Genomic DNA, 21,250 nt, shown 5'->3' with positions numbered 1-21,250 from the left:
TTGAATTCTTCGCTAAGCTAAATGATATATATTGTTTACATTAATAATAAGTGGTAAAATATAATATACGTATATATATAGGAAGAAACTCGTCAAAAAACAAAGAAAGGACTACTCAATGAACCTAATAATCTTGTTTGAAAAAGATTTTGTAAAAAACAATACAGTTAGATTAAAAGACAGAAGATTAAAGCATGTGTTATCTGTTCATAGAGCAAATCTAGGAGATACACTAAAAGTTGGCTTATTAAATAACAAAATGGGGAAGGGGCTAATCACAAAGCTAAATGATGAAGAAATGGAGATGGAAGTGGAGCTAATAGACTCAAGTCCATCACCACTCAATGTACAGCTAATTCTTGCAATGCCAAGGCCAAAGGCATTAAAAAGAATTATTCAAGATGTAACAACTATGGGCATAAAGCAAATATACATAATCAAAACTTGGAGAGTTGAAAAAAGTTTCTGGAGCAGTCCGGTTTTAAAAGAAGATATTCTATTAGAAAACATGATATTAGGTCTAGAACAGGGAAAAGATACTATACTTCCTAAAATAGAAGTAGTTAAGCTTTTTAAACCATTTGTAGAAGATAGTATACCAGATATCATAAAGGGTACTAGGGCCATAGTAGCTCATCCAGGTTCACAAAAAGAAAGTCCAAGAAACATTAAAGATCCTGTGACTTTAGCTATAGGACCAGAAGGAGGATTTATTCCTTATGAGGTAGAAATGCTAGAAAAACAGGGCTTTGAATCAGTTAATTTAGGTGAAAGAATATTAAGAGTAGAGACAGCAATACCTGTAATACTGGGGAGACTTTCCTAAAATATTTAACATGGCACATGGAGGGAAAACGCAAAATGAACAGTGTGTTAAATGTTGGACTAGACGTAGGTTCAACTACAGTAAAAATGGTTATATTAGATGAAATGGCTAATATACTGTACAAAAAATATTTAAGGCATTTTTCAGACGTAAAGAATACCGTAATTTCAATGCTTGAAGATGCAAAAACAATTCTTGAGAGAAATAGGATTACTATGATGATAACTGGCTCAGGGGGACTTTCTATTTCTCAAAAACTAGATGTGTCATTCATACAAGAGGTTATAGCTTGTACCAATACCATTGAAAGCTATATTCCTTATACAGATGTTGCAATAGAACTAGGTGGAGAAGATGCTAAAATAACATATTTAGGCGACTCAGTTGAGCAGAGAATGAATGGAACCTGTGCTGGCGGTACAGGAGCATTTATAGACCAAATGGCTTCTCTTTTGCAGACTGATGCTGAGGGATTAAACAATCTTGCCAAAAATCATAAGATTATATATCCTGTAGCATCTAGATGTGGTGTTTTTGCTAAGACTGATATCCAACCATTATTAAACGAAGGTGCTTCTAAAGAAGATATTGCAGCATCAGTATTGCAGGCTGTAGTAAATCAAACTATTAGTGGCTTGGCACAAGGGAAACCCATAAGAGGAAACGTAGCCTTTCTCGGAGGGCCTTTGTTTTTTATGTCAGAACTTAGAAAGAGATTTGTTGAAACACTAAAACTAGAAGAAGACAATATAATATTCCCGGAGGATTCTCAATATTATGTGGCTTTAGGAGCAGCATTATCATCAAGAAATGAAGAAACTATTCCTTTTGAATGTTTATATGAGAGAGTACCTGATATAAATAGAATGGATATAGATGAAGAAAACAAGCTAACACCACTATTTTCCAATGAAAGCGAGTATAATGAGTTTATAGAAAGACATAGTAAGCATAAGGTTAAGAGAATGCCTATTGAAAATTATAGTGGAAATGCATACTTAGGTATAGATGCAGGCTCTACTACCACAAAAATAGCTTTAATAGATGAAGATGGTGGATTATTATACTCTTTTTATGGAAGTAATATGGGTAGTCCATTACAATCTACAATGGATGCTTTAAAGGATTTATATAGTAAATTAAACGACAATATTAAAATAGTAAATTCAGCAGTTACAGGCTATGGAGAGCATTTGATAAAGTCTGCACTAAAGGTAGACATTGGAGAGATTGAGACAGTAGCACATTATAAAGCTGCAGAATTTTTTCTTCCAGGAGTAGACTTTGTCCTAGATATCGGTGGACAAGACATGAAGAGTTTAAAGGTTCATGATGGAGTTATTGATTCTATTATGCTTAATGAAGCTTGTTCTTCTGGCTGTGGTTCCTTTATAGAAACTTTTGCTAATTCATTAAATATGGAAGTAAAAGATTTTGCTAAATCAGGCTTAGCTTCCAGAAAACCTGTAGACTTAGGTACTAGATGTACTGTATTTATGAATTCAAGAGTAAAACAGGCTCAAAAAGAAGGTGCTGAAGTAAGCGATATATCAGCAGGGATATCTATTTCAGTAATTAAAAATGCATTGTATAAAGTAATAAGGCTTAGAAGTGCAGAGGACTTAGGTGAAAAAATAGTAGTTCAAGGTGGTACTTTCTATAATGAAGCAGTACTAAGAGCTATGGAGCTAATAGTAGGAAAAGAAGTAGTAAGACCTGATATAGCAGGGATAATGGGGGCCTTCGGAGCTGCACTAATTGCTAAAGAAAGATATTCTAAAGGGTACAAAACTCAGCTACTATTAAAAGATAAATTAAGGGATTTTACATCTGAGACTTCAATGAGACGATGTGGATTGTGTGGTAACAACTGCTTGCTAACAATAAATCATTTTTCTGATGGTCGAGAATATGTATCAGGAAATAGATGTGAAAGAGGAGCAGGTATTGAAAAAATAGAGAATAGCATTCCTAACCTATATGAATACAAGTACAAAAGGCTTTTTAGCTATAAACCTCTAAAAGTAGAAGAGGCAAAGAGAGGGATTATAGGTATACCTAGAGTATTAAATATATATGAGGATTATCCTTTCTGGTTTACTTTCTTTACAGAACTAGGATATAGAGTAATATTGTCAGGACGTTCCTCAAAGAAAATATATGAATTGGGAATGGAAACTATACCTTCAGAATCAGTATGTTATCCAGGTAAGCTAGTTCATGGACATATAATGGATTTGTTGAATAAAGGGATTAAAAAGATTTTCTACCCTTGCATAGCTCACAATATAATAGAGGATGAAACTGCTGGAAACCACTACAATTGTCCGATAGTAACTTCTTATCCTGAGACAATAAATGCAAATGTAGATGAATTAAAGAATGATGATGTTGTTTTCTACCATCCATTTCTGCCAATAGATAATTCAAAAAGGCTTAAGAAAAGGATATATGAAAAATTATTAGCAGAAGGGTTAAAAAGAAATGAAATATCTAATGCTATCGATAAAGCATATATGGAGCTTGAGAAATATAAGAGCGATGTTAGGAAAAAAGGCGAAGAAGCAATTGAATATATAGAAAAGAATAATATTAAAGGTATATTATTAGCAGGTCGTCCATACCACATAGATCCAGAGATAAACCATGGTATACCGGAGATGATTAAGTCCTATGGCTTTGCAGTTATTTCGGAAGACTCAATAAGTCATTTGGCAGAGACAGAAAGACCTACTAGAGTCGTAGACCAATGGGTATATCATTCAAGGATGTATAGAGCGGCTACATATGTGGCTAGACAGAAGAATATTGAACTAGTTCAACTAAACTCATTTGGATGTGGATTAGATGCTGTAACTACTGATCAGGTACAAGAAATACTAGAAAGATTTGGCAAAATATATACTGTAATAAAAATAGACGAAATAAACAATTTAGGAGCAGTGAGGATACGTATTCGTTCATTAATGGCAGCTATAGCAGAAAGAGAAAAAAGAGATTTTGAGCCAATGGAATTGCATAGTATTCCAAAAAGAATTGTATTTACAGAAGAGATGAAAAGAAACCATACTATTTTATCTCCACAAATGTCTCCTATTCACTTTCAGTTCTTGCAGACTGGATTTAGAAAGGCAGGATATAACATTGAAATATTGCCATCAGTAGATAAAAGGGCTATAGATGAAGGTTTAAGGTGTGTTCATAATGATGCATGCTATCCTTCAATTATAACTGTTGGACAGATTATGGAAGCATTAAAATCTGGAAAATATGATTTGGACAATACATCAGTTATTATTTCTCAGACTGGTGGAGGTTGCAGGGCAACAAACTATATTGCCTTTATACGAAAGGCCCTAAGAGATGCAGGTATGGAGCATATACCAGTAATTTCACTTAATGCTGTAGGACTTGAAAAAAATCCTGGGTTTAAGATAACTATCCCAATATTAAATAATTTATTGATGGGTATGACATATGGAGATTTGCTAATGAGGGTCCTTTATAAAGTAAGGCCTTATGAAAAGGCGCCAGGATCAGCAAATAAGCTTTATGAATATTGGGTAGGCAAATGTATAGAGTCCTTAGAAAATGGAAATCGGAAAGATTTTGTACGAAATGTATATGATATAGTAGAGGACTTTGATAAACTAGAAATTCATGATGATATGATTAAGCCAAAGGTTGGAGTAGTAGGAGAAATATTAGTAAAGTTCCATCCAACTGCAAATAACGATATAGTTAGTATACTAGAGGCAGAAGGGGCAGAAGCTGTAGTGCCAGATTTAACAGACTTTTTCCTATATACTGCATTTGACAGCAAAATTAAGTATAAAGAGCTATCTGGAACGTATAAAGGTTCTCTACTTGGTGGATTGTCTATAAAAGCAATTGACTATTATAGAAAGGACATGAAAAAAGCCTTAGCAGCTAGTAAAAGATTTACACCACCTGTGTCTATAGAAGAATTGGCAGAAGGGGCAGAGAAGCATTTATCTCTATGTAATCAGACTGGTGAAGGATGGTTTTTAACTGCTGAAATGGTAGAATTAATAAATAGCGGAGTACCTAATATAGTGTGTCTGCAGCCTTTCGCCTGCCTTCCAAATCACATAACCGGTAAAGGCATGATAAAAGAGCTAAGAAGGGCCTATCCTGAGTCTAACATTGCAGCCATTGACTATGACCCAGGTGCTAGTGAAGTTAATCAGCTTAATCGGATTAAATTAATGCTATCTGTAGCATTTAAAAATCTTCAAAAAGAAGAAGAAAGAAATCACCAAGAAGAAGCAGCACTTACTCATTAAAAAAAGGTTAGAAAGGGTATTCCTTTCTGACCTTTTTTATGGCAACAAAATCTAATCATAAATTGAGTTTAGCCTATAAGTACTCTTAATTAATTAGCCATGGCATAAATCAAAGTTGACAAGAAATTTTGCTCTATCTTGGTTTACTTATAAATAATTCAACAATAACATTACCGTATTTATTACTATTCTGTGCTCCTATTCCTATATGAGTAAAATCAGGGTTCAATATATTTTTTCTATGTCCTTCAGAATTCATCAGTGCTTGGTGGGCTTCTTTAATGGAAGGGTTACCTGCTAGATTTTCACCAGCATGAAGATATTTAATTCCATGGTCTTTTAGCATTTCAAAAGGACTACCATAAGTAGGAGAAGAGTGGCTGAAGTAATTATTATCAACCATATCCTTAGCCTTTAGTCTGGCTACTCTTGCCACATCCATATCTACAGTAAGAGGCTTAAGATTAGCTTTACTTCTTTCTTGATTTACTAAGTTTACCATTTGTTGTTCGTCATCAGTAAGTCTAACTACACCTTGAATTTGAGTGTCCTTGAAATCATCGACTACTGGTTCCACATCATTTTCCACTACTGCTCCTACTTTATTACCATTTAGTCTTACAACATACCAATTATCAGATTTGCCAACAACATTAAGTAAACTTCCATTACTAACTGTTTGTATAACATCAAATTCAAGTCCAGTACCACTTCTAACCTCACAATTATCTACTGTTACCCTTACTGTTTTTACATTTGAAGTTCCGAATATTGAAGATTGATTTCTAAGCATTTCTTCAGAACCTGGCTTTGGGGATTGTCTTACGCAGGAAACTGTTAGAATAAGGCAAAGAAGGACAAAGAATAACTTCTTCATCATTTATTACACCTCCGTTGTTAATAGTATTAGAAATATAATCTAAATATATTATTAGTAAAAGGTTACTATTTTATGATTTTAATATAATAACTTTTTAGAACTGTAGTATAATTGTGTTAAAATAGTTAATAAATTTGATATACCTTAATAATTACAAAAAATATAACGAACATATATTGATGCCCGTTTGGAAAAGAGGTGATCTTATGTTTTTTAAGAGTTCTCTTGAGGACAGAGTAGAAAAAGCAAAAACAAATTCAGATGAAATGAATAATCTTATTGAAGAATACAAGCCATTTATTGCAAGCACGATTCAAAAAAGAACTGGGCGTTTTTTAAAGTATGGTTATGATGATGAGCTAACTATTGGAATGCTTGCATTTAAAGAATCAATTGAATCTTTTGATAAGAGCAAAGGAAAGTTTTTAAATTTTGCAAAGCATGTAATTAATTTAAGAATGATTGACTATTATAGAAAAACTAAGAGGGAAGGAAATGTAGTTTCATTAGAAGTTATTAATCAGCAAGATGACGAGAGCACTATTGACATAGGAGCAGCAAAGGCAATAGAAGAATATGAAAAAGAAAGAGAGAATGAGGCTAGGAAGCTTGAAATCTTTCAATATAAAAAAGAATTAAATGATTGGCAAATTGAGTTTTCTGATTTAGTAAAGGTATCTCCTAAGCAAGAAAAGCTGAGAAATCTTTATAAAGACGTTGCAAAACTAATAATAGAAAATAGGGAGCTTCTTGATATTTTAATATCAAGAAAAAGACTACCAATAAAAGAAATTGAAAATCACACAGGGATACATCGAAAAAAACTAGAAAGAGGTCGAATATATATAATATCATTGGTAATAGTGATGAAAGGTGATTACAATTACTTAAAAGAATATGTAAATTGGAGGTGATTCTATGAGAGGAATAGTAATGGAAAAAAACAATGAGGGTCTAATTGTAATGACTGATGATGGCCAATATTTGGAAATAAATAACTATACGAGAACAGTTGAAATTGGACAAGAGATAGAAGTAAAAAACACTGTTGTTCATAAGACTGAAGTATTTAGAAGAATAGCTTCAATAGCAGCTGCAATTATTTTATTTTTATCGGGAAGTTATGGAATATATGGGCATTATATGGTTTTTGGTTACGTAGATGTAGACATCAACCCTAGTGTTGAGCTTTCATATAATCTATACAATAGAGTAATAGGTATAAAAGGTATTAACGAAGATGGAGAAAATCTTCTAGAAAATGTTAAGGACTATAAAAATAAGCCTATACAAGTAGTAGTGAATAAGGTTATAGATAGTGCAATTAAAGAAAAGTATATCAAAGCCAATGAAGAAAACACAGTTCTTATTACAATAACAGAAAATAAAAGTGAAATAGATAAAACAATACTAGAAGAAATAGATTCTCATATCAAGAATTCGTCACTTTCTGCTGAAGTAGTAGTTATGGAAAGTGATAAGAAATCATTTGAAGATGCAAAGAAAGTCAAATTGTCTCCTGGCAAGCTTAAGTTAATTGAAAAAGCAGCAGGTGGCAATAATAAAATAAATCCAGCGGAAATTAAGGAAAAATCAGTAAAGGAAATAGTGAATATCATAAAAGAAAATAATCAGGAAGATAAAAATTTAGAAAAAATAATTAAAAGCATAGAAAAAGAAAATAAAGAATTAGACAAACTAAACAAGAAGATAGAAAAAGAAAAGGAAAAAGAGGATAGAAAAGCTGAGAAAGAAAATAGAAAAACAACTAAGTCTGATAAAAAGAAAGACGAATCAAATAGCAATAATAATAGCAAAAAGGATAATGAGAAGAATAATAAAAATATAAAAAGCACAAAAACAAATAGAAATAATGGTGACAAGGATAAAGATAATAATAAATCAAACAATAAATCAAAAGATAAGAATCAGAAAAAGAACAATAAGGATAATGAAAAAGAATCTAAAAAGAATGAGAAAAACAATTCAAAGAATAATCAAAAAAACAATAAATAAAGACATAAAACCTAAGCCCTTGCTTTAAGCTAGGGCTTTTCTCATGTTGATATTTGGACTGTACTATGCATTTACTTAGAATAATGAAAGGATAACAAGTAAAGCTACAATAGACACAACAATGGCAATAACACCATACAATACCTTTTTTCTTATGAAGAAAATCTTAGCCATAATATCACCCCTTGATATAATTTAAATACTAGGGCACAATATTCCATATTATAATCTATTTGTCAGAGTGAAGATATATTCATAAAACATATAAATTGTAATCGAATATGCTTACATGTAGTGGTTTAGATTTACATATATGGACATTTATAATATAATAAATGATATAAGTTATTTTAATGTGGAGGATGATTTTATGAAAACCAGGATTATTACAGATAGTGCTAGCGATTTATCATCTGATATTATTTCAAGATGTGGCATAGATGTGTTACCAATACTTGTCTATCTAGGGGATGAAGAATATAAAGACAGAGAAACTCTAGAGCCTAAAGAACTCTATGATAATATGAGAGAAGGAAAGGTATACAAGACCTCCCAAGTATCTCCACAAGTATTTAAAGAAAAATTTGAGGAATATGCAAAGAAAAATGAACCTTGTATATACATAGCTTTTTCATCAGGATTATCAGGAACATATCAATCGTCTCTAATAGCAAAAAACGAAGTATTAGAAGATTACCCTAATTTTGACATATCGATAATAGATACTAAATGTGCCTCGGGTGGCTTTGGCTTAGTGGTTTTGAAAGCTGCGCAGATGGCTATGAAAGGAATTACAAAAGAGGAAATAGTAAAAACCGCTGAATTTTACTCTAAACATATGGAGCATATATTTACAGTTGATGATTTAGAATATCTTTATAGAGGAGGGAGAGTAAGTAGAACTGCAGCTGTAGTAGGCTCTCTTCTAAATATTAAACCAATATTACATGTAGATGATGGGAAACTAATTCCTTTAGAAAAAGTAAGAGGACGAAATAAGGTGCTAAAGAGAATGATGGAAATAATCGAAGAAAGAGGAGTAAACTTAAGCAGTCAAATTATAGGTATCACCCATGGTGATGATATAGAAATAGCTATGAAAGCAAAGGAATTGATGGAAGAAAGATTTAATTGCAAGGATTTTGTCATTAACGACATAGGATGTGCTATCGGCGCTCATTCTGGTCCAGGCACATTAGCAATATTTTTCTTAAATGAATTAGAATAAAGTACTATGTAAAAGCTTCCTTAAGATTCGTTGGAAGCTTTTACATTTTTCTAAATTTTTCGTAATAAATATGCTATTTCCCTTAAATCAGGCAATATACATATATAAAGAAGAAATTACAATCATTTATAAGCTTTGACAAAAAAATAACAATAAAATATACTATATTTAAAGAAAGTCCGTTAGAAATAGAGATACAAAATTTTTCAATCGCTATTGTTAAAATAATAACAAAGGAGATGCTATCATGATATTTATTAACGTTTGCATTGGTAGTGCATGTCACCTTAAAGGAGCATATAGTGTAATAAAGGAACTTCAACAGATAATTGATAAAAAACAGCTATCGGACAAGATTACTGTAAAAGCAGCGTTCTGTTTAGGTGAATGTACAAAAGCGGTTTCTGTAAGGGTCGATGAGGATAAGGTAATTTCAGTTGAAGAAGGAGCTGTTAGGGAATTCTTTGAAAAACATATAGCTGGGAGGCTTTAAAATGAAGTTCATTAATTTTATAAAGGAAAACTGCAACAACTGCAATAGATGCCTTAGAATATGTCCCTCTAAGGCAATTACTATTCTAGAAGATCATGCTGAAATAGTAGATGATTTATGCATTTCATGTGGGAAATGTCAGATTGCTTGTCAAAAAGGTGCTTTAATCATAAAAAGTAATGTATCTCAAGTGAAAAAGGCTATACAAAGTAAAAAGAGAGTAATAGCTAGTGTAGCACCATCTTTTGCTGGTGCATTTGATATGAGTGACGAATATCAAATAGTAACAGCCTTAAAGAAACTTGGGTTCGATATTATAGAGGAAACAGCTATAGGTGCTGAAATAGTATTGGATTATTATAATAAATATTACGAAGAAGGAAAATATAAAAATCTTATTACTACAAGTTGTCCTTCTGTTAATAATCTTATAGAAAAGTATTATCCTTCATTGACTAAATATATGATACCAGTAGTATCTCCAATGATTGCTCATGGAAAGCTTTTAAAACATAAATATGGAATAGATAGTGTAGTAGTATTTATAGGGCCATGTCTTGCTAAAAAAGCTGAGGCAGAAGATTTTCAACATGAAGGAATAATTGATTCAGTGCTAACCTTTGAGGAGTTAGATTATTGGTTTTTAGAAGAAAATATAGTGTTAAGAAACCTTGAGCCTCAACCATTTAATCAAACCTCATATAAACGAGGAAGTTTATTTCCTGTTAAGGGTGGCTTAAGCGAAGAAAATAGCTTCGTTAGGAAGAAATATGAACTTATGAGGATAAATGGAGTAGAAAGCTGCAAGGAGTTTCTTGAGTGTATTGAAAATAACGGAATAGATGGATTTTTTGCAGAACTTAATATATGTAATAATAGCTGTATAGACGGGCCAGGAATGCCTAAAGATAACATCAACCATTATGTTAGACAAGACAAAATAAAGAAATACGTAATTAAAAAGAAATGTTATGCCCAGGGTGATATTGAATATAATTATGAAAATATTGATTTTACTAAAAGATTTTTTAATAGAAAGGCAAGTAGAAAGACTGCTACAGAAGATAAGATAAAAGAAATATTAGGTAAAATGGGCAAGCGTAGTCAAGAGGACGAACTCAATTGTACTGCCTGTGGTTATGCTTCTTGTAGAGAAAAAGCTAAGTCTGTAATCGAAGGTATGTCTGATATTAATATGTGCTTACCATTTATGAAAGCAGAAGCTGAGAGTTTAAGAAACGTTATTTTTAAAAACAGTCCTAATATTATCTTTATTTTGGATGAAGACCTTAAGGTGAAAGAGTTTAATCCAAAATCAGAGAGAGCCTTTAATATTAAGGCAGAAGCCATGAAAGGAGAACCAATATCAAAGCTTATTGATGAAGATATTTTTCTAAGAGTTATTTCAACTAAAGAGGATTTAATAGGTCATAAGCTAGTATATTCTCAGTATGGATTAGTCCTAATAGGAAATATTACGTATCTGGAAAAAGAAAAGGTATTAATGGTAATAATGACAGATGTTACTTTAGCTGAAAAAAATAAAGAAGAGCTTGCCAGAGTGAAGAAAAACACATTAAATGCAGCACAAGAAGTAATAGACAAACAGATGAGAGTAGCACAAGAAATAGCAAGTCTCTTAGGTGAGACTACAGCTGAAACAAAGGTTATACTTACTAAACTAAAGGATATTGCTTTAGGAGAAGCAGGTGATATTTAATGGATTGTTTTGTAGACATTGCATATGATAGTCTAATTAAATATGGCGAGGAGCTTTGCGGAGATAAGGTAGAGCTAATAGATAGTGAAAATGGAATTATCATAGTGCTGGCAGATGGATTAGGAAGTGGCGTAAAAGCTAATATACTAGCAACAATGACAACCAAAATAGCAGGAACTATGTTAAGAGAAGGAGTAGGTATACTAGAAACAGTAAATACAATAGCTAGTACCCTGCCTGTATGTAATGTAAGAAAGCTGGCATATTCAACCTTTGGAATAATTAAAATTCATGAGGATGGAACAGCATATATAATTGAATATGATAACCCGCCAATATTTTTTATTAGAAACAATGAAGAAAAAATAATAGAAAAAAAAGAGATTATAGTAAATGAGAAAAGAATAATGGAGAGCTATATAAAGCTTGAAGAAGGAGATGTTATAGCTTTAGTAAGTGATGGAGTAATACATGCTGGAGTAGGTGAAATATTAAACCTAGGTTGGCAGAGAGAAAATGTATTAAACTATCTGAAAAAACAAATAACAATAGAAAAAAGTGCAAAAGGTATATCTAAAAGCCTAATAGACACATGTAAATGCTTATATGCAGGCAAGCCAGGAGACGACACAACAGTAGTTACTATAAAAATTAGAAAACCTGAAGTCATTGATTTATTTACAGGCCCACCAGAAAACAAGGAAAATGATAGCCAGTTAGTATATGATTTTATGAAAGGAGACGGGAAAAAGATAGTATGTGGGGGAACTGCAGCCAAAATAGTAGGTAGAGAGCTTAATCGTGAAATAGAAGTAGATTTGGATTCAATGACTAACGATGTCCCACCTATGGCGTATATAAAAGGGATAGATTTAGTGACAGAAGGAGTACTCACTCTTATTAAAACAGTAGATAAAATTAAAAACTATATAAACAAGGATACATTAAATTGTTACAATGGAAAAGATGGAGCATCACGTCTTGCTAAAATACTCATAGATGATTGTACTCATTTAAATCTCTGGGTAGGTAAGGCAATAAATCCAGCACATCAAAATCCTAGTTTTCCAGTAGACTTGAGTATAAAACTTAATGTAGTAAGTGAATTATCAATGTTATTGAAAAGTATGGGTAAAAAAGTAAAAATTTTTTATGTTTAATAAAAGATATAATTATATCCTTTTGAACCATATGTTAGCATTCATATTATTTTCCACTATGAAAAAACTAGATATAAGAATATAATCTAGGAGGAAAACATATGACATCTAATATTATGGAAATAGTCAATAAAATAAATAGTGTTTTATGGGGACCATTAATGATTTTACTTTTACTAGGAACCGGTTTAATGTATTCAATAAGGCTTAGATTCTTACAAGTGACAAAGTTAGGGACAGCAGCGAGACAAATTTTTGGTAAGAAAGAGGATAAATCAGATGCAGAAGGATTATCACCATTTCAGTCGCTTACAACTGCTATAGCAGCACAAGTAGGAACTGGAAACCTAGCTGGAGTTGCTACTGCAATAGCTGCAGGGGGCCCTGGTGCCATATTTTGGATGTGGATTAGTGGCTTTTTAGGCATGGCTACTATTTTTGCAGAAGCAGTATTAGCTCAGCTATTTAACGAAGAGAGAGAAGGAGTATTAACAGGAGGACCAGCTTATTACATAAGTAAGGGACTAAAAAGTAAGTTTTTAGCTGGTTTTTTTGCAATATCTATAGTATTAGCTTTAGGAATAATGGGAAACATCGTTCAATCAAATTCAATAGTCACAGCAGTAAAAAATGCAGCACCAAAAATTCCACCATTAGCTGTTGGAATAGTAATTGCAATATTAGCAGGGTTGATTTTTATAGGAGGAATAAGTCGTATAGGTTCTTTTACGGAGAAAGTAGTACCAATAATGGCTTCACTTTATATATTAGGTGGTTTAGCAATAGTAATTATAAATATAGATATGCTTTTACCAGCATTAAAGATGATAATATACGGTGCATTTAATCCAAAAGCTGCTACTGGTGGATTAATAGGGGCCACAATTAAAGAAAGTATTAGATATGGTATAGCTCGAGGCCTTTTTTCAAATGAAGCAGGTATGGGTTCAACTCCTCATGCCCATGCAGTAGCAAAGGTTGACCATCCTGTTCAGCAAGGTCTAGTATCAATTATTGGTGTTATAGTAGATACAGGTGTAGTATGTACTATAACAGCATTAGTCATATTAACGACAGGTGTATTAGGCTCTGGACTTACTGGTGCAGAACTTACACAGGAAGGATTCCGTGTGGGATTAAGCGGTATCACCAGTAACCTAGGATTGCAGTTTATTGCAGTTAGTTTGTTTTTCTTTGCTTTTTCCACTATAATTGGTTGGTATTTCTTTGGAGAACAAAACATAAAATATCTGTTTGGGAATAAGGGAGTATTTTTTTATAGAATATTAGTATTAGCAGGAATTGTTATTGGAGCTTTATTAGAAGTAGAGTTGGTATGGAGCTTGGCAGATATGTTCAATGCACTCATGGTAATACCAAACCTTATTGCATTAGTAGGTTTATCTTCATTAGTAGTAAAAGCAACAAAAGAATTTAATGAAAAATACGAGAAAAAGATAAGATAACATAACTAATCAAACCTTTATTATTGCATTATCTTTGTATATTATGATACAATACGACTATTAAGTCATAGTATTCATATATTAAGATAAAGGGGGTTGATAAAGTGCCAAAAAACACATTCTTCAATTTACCTAAAGATAAAATCAACAAAATAATTGAAGTTTCAATAGATGAGTTTGCAGAATACTCATATAATAATGCAAGTATTAATAGGATAGTAGAAGCTGCAGATATAGCAAAAGGAAGCTTTTATCAATATTTTGAGGACAAAAAAGACTTATATAAGTATATCATTGAAGAAGCAGAAAAGAAGAAGCTTTCATATTTGATGGATGTTGTTGATAAACAATATTACTCCAATTATTTTAAGTCACTAAAGGAGCTTTATCTTGCAGAAATGAAATTTGCCATGAATTCACCTAAGCTTTCCATAATAATATTAGACTTGGAAAAAAGCAATGATAATAGTCTAAAAAGAGAAATATTAGGAGATACCTACAATGTTAATAAAGTATATGAAGAATTATTATTAAAGGGCATAGACAATAGAGATATTAGTGATGATATTGATATTAAACTAAATACATTTTTACTTGGATCACTAAATATATCTATATTAGAATATTATATGTATGAAGTAAACTTGGATTTTGAACAAGCAACTAAATACATTGATAACATAGTAGAGCTATTTAAGAATGGTATAAAAGACAAGAAAAGGCTTGTAAGGAATGTAGAAGACAGATTTTACTAAATAGGGGGAGCAAATATGTTAGTAGGTAAAAAAGTAAAGCTTAGAGGACTTAAAATTGAAGATGTAGAACTAGCATACCAATATATGACAGAATCAGAGGTATTACTAAATTTAAGTCCTGGAATACCGTATCCAATGACCTTGGAAAGGGAAAGAAAATGGTTTGAAAGTCAAATTGAAATGGAAGATACATATAATTTTTCCATAGAGGATATAAAAACAGGCCTTTACATAGGAGGATGTGGAATAAATAAAATTGATTGGAAAAATAGAGTTGCAACAGTAGGGATATATATTGGAGATGGTGATTTTAGAGGAAAGGGTTATGGAACGGAGGCTATGTCACTATTAATCAAGTTTATTTTCGATCAAATGAATATTAACCGAATTCAGCTTTTTGTATTTTCATTTAATGAAAGGGCAATAAAATCATATAAGAAAAACGGATTTACAGTAGAAGGTAGACTAAAGCAATCAATCTTTAGAAACGGAAAATATCATGATGAAATAATCATGTCAATTTTAAGAGAAGACTACTTAGAAATAAAATAAAATAACCACCCGCTTAAGGGTGGTTATTTACTATATAGGAGTACGTAGACTTGGAAACAACAGTATAAGCATAATAATCAGAATCAAAAGGATTGGTCCAAAAACTATTAGTGCAGAAAGTATTATGGCCAGAACATCATTTTTTTCTAATTCGATTTTATTACTTTCCTGAGCTTTCCATTCCGCCTTAGGATCAAAATCATTTAATTCCGAACTATTTACGGATTTATTTCTTTCTTTTAACCAGTTCATAGCACGGTCTATTTTCTTTTGAAACATCATAATGATATCAATGCCTTTCTATTATTTATCCTTTGTATTAAGCTTATGGTGACAAGCTACAAAATGGCCAGGTCTAGCTTCTTCAAATTCAGGTACAACTTTTTTACATATGTCTGTAGCGTATTTACATCTTGTATGGAATTTACATCCTGGAGGCGGTTTAATTGGACTTGGGATATCGCCTTCAAGTATTTCTACTTTTCTGTTACTATCAACATCAGTAGTAGGTATTGCAGAAAGAAGTGCTTCTGTATAAGGGTGCAAAGGGTGCTCATAAAGCTCTGCAGTCTCAGCAAGCTCTACAATATTTCCTAGATACATAACACCGACTCTATCACTGATATATTTGATTACACTTAAATCGTGTGAAATAAATAAGTAAGTTAAGTCTTCCTTTTCTTTTAAATCCAACAGTAGATTAATAATTTGAGATTGTATAGATACGTCTAGTGCAGAAACGGCCTCATCACATACAATGAATTTTGGTTGTAATGCCACAGAACGTGCAATCCCAATACGTTGCCTTTGACCACCAGAAAATTGATGTGGATAACGATGTACGAAATATGGTGCCAAGCCACATTTATCCATAGAATCAAGGATATAATCCTGTATGCTTTTGTCATTCTTAGCAAACATCTTATGAGCATATAAGCCTTCTGATATTATCTGTCCTACTGTAAGTCTAGGATTTAAAGAGGAATATGGGTCTTGAAATATTAACTGCAAATCTTTTCGAAGAATTCTCATTTCTTCTTCTGATAATCTGGCTAAATTAATACCCCTATCTCTGTAAGCTTCATATTTTTCAAAGTCAGGATGATCACGATATTTATCCATTAATTTTCTAATTTCTGCCTGAATAGTTTCTAGTTCTTTTTCGATTTTAGCAAGTTCTTTTTCTGTATTCTGAATCTTATACATGTAATTAGCTGTATCATTTTGAATCTCCGCTTCACTTTTACCTTTTTCTTTTAACGAAGATTTTATTCCTTCTAATTTTATTTTGTCCTTATTAATTTTATTTTTGAGTTTTCGAGCTTCTACACTAATCTTATATTCTTTTACTAAGACATCGGATACTGGGGCCAAATCATCTGCTACCATAAGACCACCAACTAATTGAGCTATATCATAGAATAAAGTTCTAGCTTCTTTTTCTGCATCACGAAGTTTTTCTAAGGCATAATATTTTTCATCGCCTTCAGGTAATGCCTCATATGCTTTACGAGCAGATTCTTCTTTTATTTGTAATTCATTTAATTTACGATGTTCTGATACTAAATTCTTTAATATATCTAAAACATATTCAGGTGCTAATTCATCAATACCACTGCCATAGTACATAGTACGACCATCTGTCTGATCATATAGATGCAGAAGGGTACGTCCAAAAGTTGATTTGCCACAACCACTTTCACCAACTAAGCCTAAGGTTTCTCCTTCATAGATATCTATTGATATATCGTCATTAGCCCTAACATATAACTGTTCTTTTTGCATAAATGATGATTTTTTAATAGGAAAATATTGTTTCAAATTTTGAATACGAAATAACAAATTCTTTTCTTTTTCTGTTTTAACCATTGGACCTCACCCCTTTCTTTGGATAGAAGCAACGAATTTGATGTCCTTCTTCAACCTCTACATATTCAGGTTCATTCTCGTGACATCTATCAGTTGCATATTTGCATCTAGGAGCAAATTTGCAACCTTTTGGTAAATTTAAAGGATGAGGTACTGCACCTGGTATTGCTTCTAAACGAGTACCAGCTGGTGTATCTAATCTTGGTATGGAAACCATTAAACCTTCAGTATATGGATGAGAATAAGGGCTTTCCTTACCAAATATGGTTCTAGACGATGCTTTTTCTACTACCTGTCCACAGTACATAACAGCTACATCGTCAGCCATTTCATTAATAACACCTAAGTCATGGGTGATAAATAAAATAGAAGTTCCAATTTTTTCTTTTAATTCATTCATTAATTTCAAGATTTGTGCCTGAATAGTAACATCCAATGCAGTAGTAGGCTCGTCTGCAATCAAAAGCTTTGGTACACATGCAAGAGCCATTGCTATCATAACACGTTGCCTCATACCACCAGATAATTGATGAGGATATTGTTTTGCAACAGATTCTGGATTAGGTATCTTAACAAGTGACAACATTTCTACAACTTTCTCAGCTGCTTGTTTCTTAGTCATTTTTTGGTGAATTATAAATGGTTCTGAAACCTGTCTTTCAACTGTAAATATAGGGTTCAGAGAGGTCATAGGCTCCTGAAAAATAACAGAGATATCATTTCCTCGAATTTTTGACATTTCTTTAATAGGAACATCTATTAGATTTTCTCCATTAAAAATAATTTCGCCGCTATCTATATAACCATTTCCATCTAAGAGCTTTATGATACTCATTGCTGCAACACTTTTACCGCTTCCACTTTCACCAACAATGCCAAGGGTTTTTCCAGCTTCAACAGAATAAGATACACCGTTTACTGCTTTCACTGTTCCTCTTTTCGTTTCAAAATAAGTATGCAAGTTTTTGATTTCTAATAGTGCCATCTACTCTTCCCCCTAACGTTCTTGAGATTTTGGGTCAATTGCATCACGCAAGCCTTCACCAATTAGGTTTATGCTAATAACGCATATACCTAAAGCAATAGAAGCATATACCCATCTCCACCAGTAGTTTTGGATAACGATACTGTTGTTTGCTCCAAATAGCATATTACCCCAAGTTGGTTGGGGAGCCTGCACCCCAAAACCTAAATAAGACAAGGATGCTTCGGTCAACATACTACTTCCGAAAGATAATGTTGCTGAAACTATAATAACTGATATAACATTCGGTAAAATGTGTCTAAACACTATAGACATTCTCTTGATACCAACTGATCTTGCTGCTATAACATATTCTTGCTCACGCACTGAAAGAACCTGTGCACGGACTAGCCTTTGAAGTCCTGGCCATGATAATACTCCTAGAATAACCATGATTAAGAATATCTTTTGATTTGTTCCCATAGAGTTCCCAATCAATGCAGATAAAATCATTGCAAATGGTAAGAATGGTAACGAAGATACCATTTCAGAAATTCTTTGGAAAAACATATCTATTTTACCGCCAAAATAACCAGATATACCTCCGATAACTACACCAATAACTGTAGAAATAATAACTGCAACAGCTCCTATTGTCATGGTCATACGGCCACCATTTAATAGTCTGGTAAAAATATCTCTACCTAAGTCATCAGAGCCAAATAAATATCCTTTTAATCCCCAGGTAAGCACATCTCCTTGTGTAGTAACAGCATAATTTTGATAAAATCCTGTATAAACCTGTTGGATATCTGCATTTATTACTTTTTTTGGAACAGTTGATTGATTATAATAATTTGCACCCCAAGCAACAACATCCTTATTTTCTGTCAATGCAGTGTAGTGATATCTACCGCCTTTGATTGATACAATTTTGCTCTCTGTTTCAGGCACTTTACCTTCTCCTTTGTCAACAGAAACATTACCCCAAACAAATACTTTACCTTGGTCATTTACAGCAGCCATAGTTGAAGCCGTAGTAGCTATATCTACTATTTTTCCCATATTGGCAGGTACATTAGAGTAACTATTTTGTTGAGAGCCAAGATAAACTGCCTGACCATCAATAGTTAAACCCATTACAGCATCTGCAGTAACTGCAATTTTTTGTAGCTTTCCTTGGTAAGGATGGAATTCGTTATAATCATTATTCATTGTATTACCAAAGTAGATACTACGACCATCTTCAGTTAAAACTATTGAACATTGATAACCAGCATAAATATCTTTTATATTTTTAAGACTTTTTACTTCCATTGGAATAGATGCTTGCTTCTGTCTATTGTTACCCCAAGCAAATAATATTCCTTGGTCATTTAATGCAAGAGCGTGGTCGTAGCCTGCTGCAATATTTGTAATTTTACCCATGTCTACAGGTTTCTTTGTAGCTTCATCAATAGGCAAATTTTTAATGTTTATAGCACTACTTATCCTTGTTTTACCCCACATGTATAATTTTCCATCTGTAGATACTCCAATACTAAATGTAGGTCCAATAGCTATGTCTTGTACTTTTCCCACTAACTCTTTAGGAACAGACATCATATCAAATCCTGGAGCCACATTTAGCTGACTTGTTTCAGAGAAAGACAAGTCAACTGGCTTGATCAATGGTCCTACTATTACCGTAATTAACATTAATAAGAATACTCCTAGGGCAAACATACCTACTTTATTATCTCTATAGGTTTTTACAATAGTTCGTAAGGGACTTTGGACTTGTTCTTCTTCAAGTAAAGATAATTTTTTCTTTCCTCCAAACAGATTTGAAAAGAGGAGGGATAGAAAACTAGGCTTCTTTTTATTGTCTTTCTTATTTTCGTTAAATTCTTTTACGCTCATATCTATTTACCTCCTCTTAACGATTTACTCTTACACGTGGATCTACAAATCCGTAGCTTATGTCAGTAATTAAATTACCAAGTAAAGCGAGTACAACATAAAACAACTGAATTGCCATAGTGACGTCATAATCTTGATTCACTAATGAATCATAAAAGAATTTTCCCATACCATTTATGTTAAACATTCTTTCAGTAATCATTGCACCAGAGAATACACTCATAATCCAACCGATAAGCAATGTGACAACTGGAAGAAGTGCGTTTCTCCACGCATGTGATAGTATTACTACTTTTTCTTTTAATCCTTTAGCTCTTGCAGTCTTTATACAATCCATTGTAAGTGCATCGCCCATTGCTGCACGCACATACCTAGTTAATCCACCAAGAGAAGCTAAAGTTAAAACCATTAAAGGTAAAGTTAAATGATACATAGTATCTAAGAATAATTGAAACTCTGTTCCTTTGAAATTAGGTGTGTTCATACCACTAACAGGGAACCATCCTAATTTTACAGCAAAAGCGAAAATGAATAGCAATCCAAATATAAACACAGGAATACTATAACCTATGATGGTAAGTACTTGTACTACTTTATCGAATGTAGAGTTTTTCTTTACTGCACATATTATCCCTAATGGGATGGTTATAATAAATGCTAAAGCAATTGAAAATATGTTTATAAATACGGTTACCTTAAGAGGTGTTTTTACTACTTCGACGACTGGTTGCTTAAACTTAGAAGACATTCCTAGATTTCCTTGTAGTACTCCGCTAATCCATTTACCATATCTTACTATAGTAGGATCGTCTAATCCCAATCTTTCTCTTGCTTGTTGATACCTAAATTGATACTCTTGCGGTGTTAGTTTGTCTTTTAGAGGTTCTACTTCAGCTCTAGCTCGGTCTCCAGGTATCATATTATATAAGAAGAACAGGAGGACAGACATAACAGCAAATACAAATATCATATATAAAATTCTTTTTAAAATGTATTTAGTCATTTTATTACCTGCCTTATTCAAAATTTATTTTAATCGTTTTAATGTATATATATTTGAACATCATGAATAATAGACTTTAATAATAGACTTTTAACGTTTTATTACATTA

Annotated in this window: 17 protein-coding genes; 11 read left to right on the top strand and 6 right to left on the bottom strand. The window is 32.5% G+C overall.

Features of this window, described 5'->3' with window-relative positions; all coding sequences use genetic code 11:
* The first annotated feature begins 118 nt into the window (after positions 1-118).
* Both ABV008_RS15835 and ABV008_RS15830 read left to right on the top strand, forming a co-directional pair.
* Positions 119-826 (top strand): 16S rRNA (uracil(1498)-N(3))-methyltransferase, encoded by a 708-nt coding sequence (locus ABV008_RS15835; protein ID WP_352420815.1) that lies wholly within the window; start codon positions 119-121, stop codon positions 824-826.
* 35 nt (positions 827-861) lie between these two features.
* A complete protein-coding gene (locus ABV008_RS15830; RefSeq protein ID WP_352420814.1) occupies positions 862-5,133 on the top strand; it encodes an acyl-CoA dehydratase activase-related protein in 4,272 nt (1,423 codons plus the stop codon).
* A 133-nt stretch (positions 5,134-5,266) separates the two neighbouring features.
* Here ABV008_RS15830 and ABV008_RS15825 read toward each other — a convergent pair whose 3' ends face one another.
* A complete protein-coding gene (locus ABV008_RS15825) occupies positions 5,267-6,013 on the bottom strand; it encodes a CAP domain-containing protein (RefSeq protein ID WP_352420813.1) in 747 nt (248 codons plus the stop codon).
* A 206-nt stretch (positions 6,014-6,219) separates the two neighbouring features.
* Between ABV008_RS15825 and sigI the strand changes: the two genes are divergently transcribed.
* The 9 genes from sigI to ABV008_RS15780 all read left to right on the top strand — a co-directional run bounded on the left by sigI (position 6,220) and on the right by ABV008_RS15780 (position 15,403).
* Entirely contained in the window at positions 6,220-6,927 is a 708-nt protein-coding gene (gene sigI / locus ABV008_RS15820) for an RNA polymerase sigma-I factor (RefSeq protein ID WP_352420812.1), read from the top strand.
* Positions 6,928-6,931: 4 nt separating this feature from the next.
* The gene (locus tag ABV008_RS15815) at positions 6,932-8,029 is read left to right on the top strand and encodes an anti-sigma factor domain-containing protein (RefSeq protein WP_352420811.1); all 1,098 of its coding nucleotides are present in this window, start codon (positions 6,932-6,934) and stop codon (positions 8,027-8,029) included.
* Positions 8,030-8,399: 370 nt separating this feature from the next.
* Positions 8,400-9,257, top strand: coding sequence for a DegV family protein (locus ABV008_RS15810; RefSeq protein ID WP_352420810.1), 858 nt, complete (start codon positions 8,400-8,402; stop codon positions 9,255-9,257).
* 247 nt (positions 9,258-9,504) lie between these two features.
* Entirely contained in the window at positions 9,505-9,750 is a 246-nt protein-coding gene (locus ABV008_RS15805) for a (2Fe-2S) ferredoxin domain-containing protein (protein ID WP_352420809.1), read from the top strand.
* 1 nt (position 9,751) lies between these two features.
* On the top strand, positions 9,752-11,470 hold the full coding sequence (locus ABV008_RS15800) for a [Fe-Fe] hydrogenase large subunit C-terminal domain-containing protein (protein WP_352420808.1): 1,719 nt from the start codon (positions 9,752-9,754) through the stop codon (positions 11,468-11,470).
* The gene (locus ABV008_RS15795) at positions 11,470-12,630 is read left to right on the top strand and encodes a SpoIIE family protein phosphatase (protein ID WP_352420807.1); all 1,161 of its coding nucleotides are present in this window, start codon (positions 11,470-11,472) and stop codon (positions 12,628-12,630) included. The genes ABV008_RS15800 and ABV008_RS15795 overlap by 1 nt, the downstream gene beginning before the upstream one ends.
* 101 nt (positions 12,631-12,731) lie before the next feature.
* Positions 12,732-14,096: an alanine/glycine:cation symporter family protein gene (locus tag ABV008_RS15790; RefSeq protein WP_352420806.1), complete on the top strand. Its 1,365-nt coding sequence runs from the start codon at positions 12,732-12,734 to the stop codon at positions 14,094-14,096.
* A gap of 104 nt (positions 14,097-14,200) precedes the next feature.
* Positions 14,201-14,851: a TetR/AcrR family transcriptional regulator gene (locus ABV008_RS15785; RefSeq protein ID WP_352420805.1), complete on the top strand. Its 651-nt coding sequence runs from the start codon at positions 14,201-14,203 to the stop codon at positions 14,849-14,851.
* A 15-nt stretch (positions 14,852-14,866) separates the two neighbouring features.
* The gene (locus ABV008_RS15780; protein WP_352420804.1) at positions 14,867-15,403 is read left to right on the top strand and encodes a GNAT family N-acetyltransferase; all 537 of its coding nucleotides are present in this window, start codon (positions 14,867-14,869) and stop codon (positions 15,401-15,403) included.
* 30 nt (positions 15,404-15,433) lie between these two features.
* Here ABV008_RS15780 and ABV008_RS15775 read toward each other — a convergent pair whose 3' ends face one another.
* The 5 genes from ABV008_RS15775 to ABV008_RS15755 are packed head-to-tail and all read right to left on the bottom strand — an operon-like array spanning position 15,434 to position 21,141.
* On the bottom strand, positions 15,434-15,685 hold the full coding sequence (locus ABV008_RS15775) for a hypothetical protein (RefSeq protein WP_352420803.1): 252 nt from the start codon (positions 15,683-15,685) through the stop codon (positions 15,434-15,436).
* A gap of 21 nt (positions 15,686-15,706) precedes the next feature.
* A complete protein-coding gene (locus tag ABV008_RS15770; RefSeq protein WP_352420802.1) occupies positions 15,707-17,272 on the bottom strand; it encodes an oligopeptide/dipeptide ABC transporter ATP-binding protein in 1,566 nt (521 codons plus the stop codon).
* Entirely contained in the window at positions 17,265-18,257 is a 993-nt protein-coding gene (locus ABV008_RS15765) for an ABC transporter ATP-binding protein (RefSeq protein ID WP_352420801.1), read from the bottom strand. The genes ABV008_RS15770 and ABV008_RS15765 overlap by 8 nt, the downstream gene beginning before the upstream one ends.
* 12 nt (positions 18,258-18,269) lie before the next feature.
* Positions 18,270-20,138 (bottom strand): ABC transporter permease subunit, encoded by a 1,869-nt coding sequence (locus ABV008_RS15760; protein ID WP_352420800.1) that lies wholly within the window; start codon positions 20,136-20,138, stop codon positions 18,270-18,272.
* A gap of 16 nt (positions 20,139-20,154) precedes the next feature.
* The gene (locus ABV008_RS15755) at positions 20,155-21,141 is read right to left on the bottom strand and encodes an ABC transporter permease (RefSeq protein WP_352420799.1); all 987 of its coding nucleotides are present in this window, start codon (positions 21,139-21,141) and stop codon (positions 20,155-20,157) included.
* Between the last annotated feature and the right edge of the window lie 109 nt (positions 21,142-21,250).

The sequence above is a fragment of the Proteiniborus sp. genome (assembly GCF_040308045.1).
In the GTDB taxonomy this organism is placed as follows: Bacteria; Bacillota; Clostridia; order Tissierellales; family Proteiniboraceae; genus Proteiniborus.
Note: the sequence above shows the minus strand (reverse complement) of the source record. Positions and strands in the feature narration are given on the sequence as shown.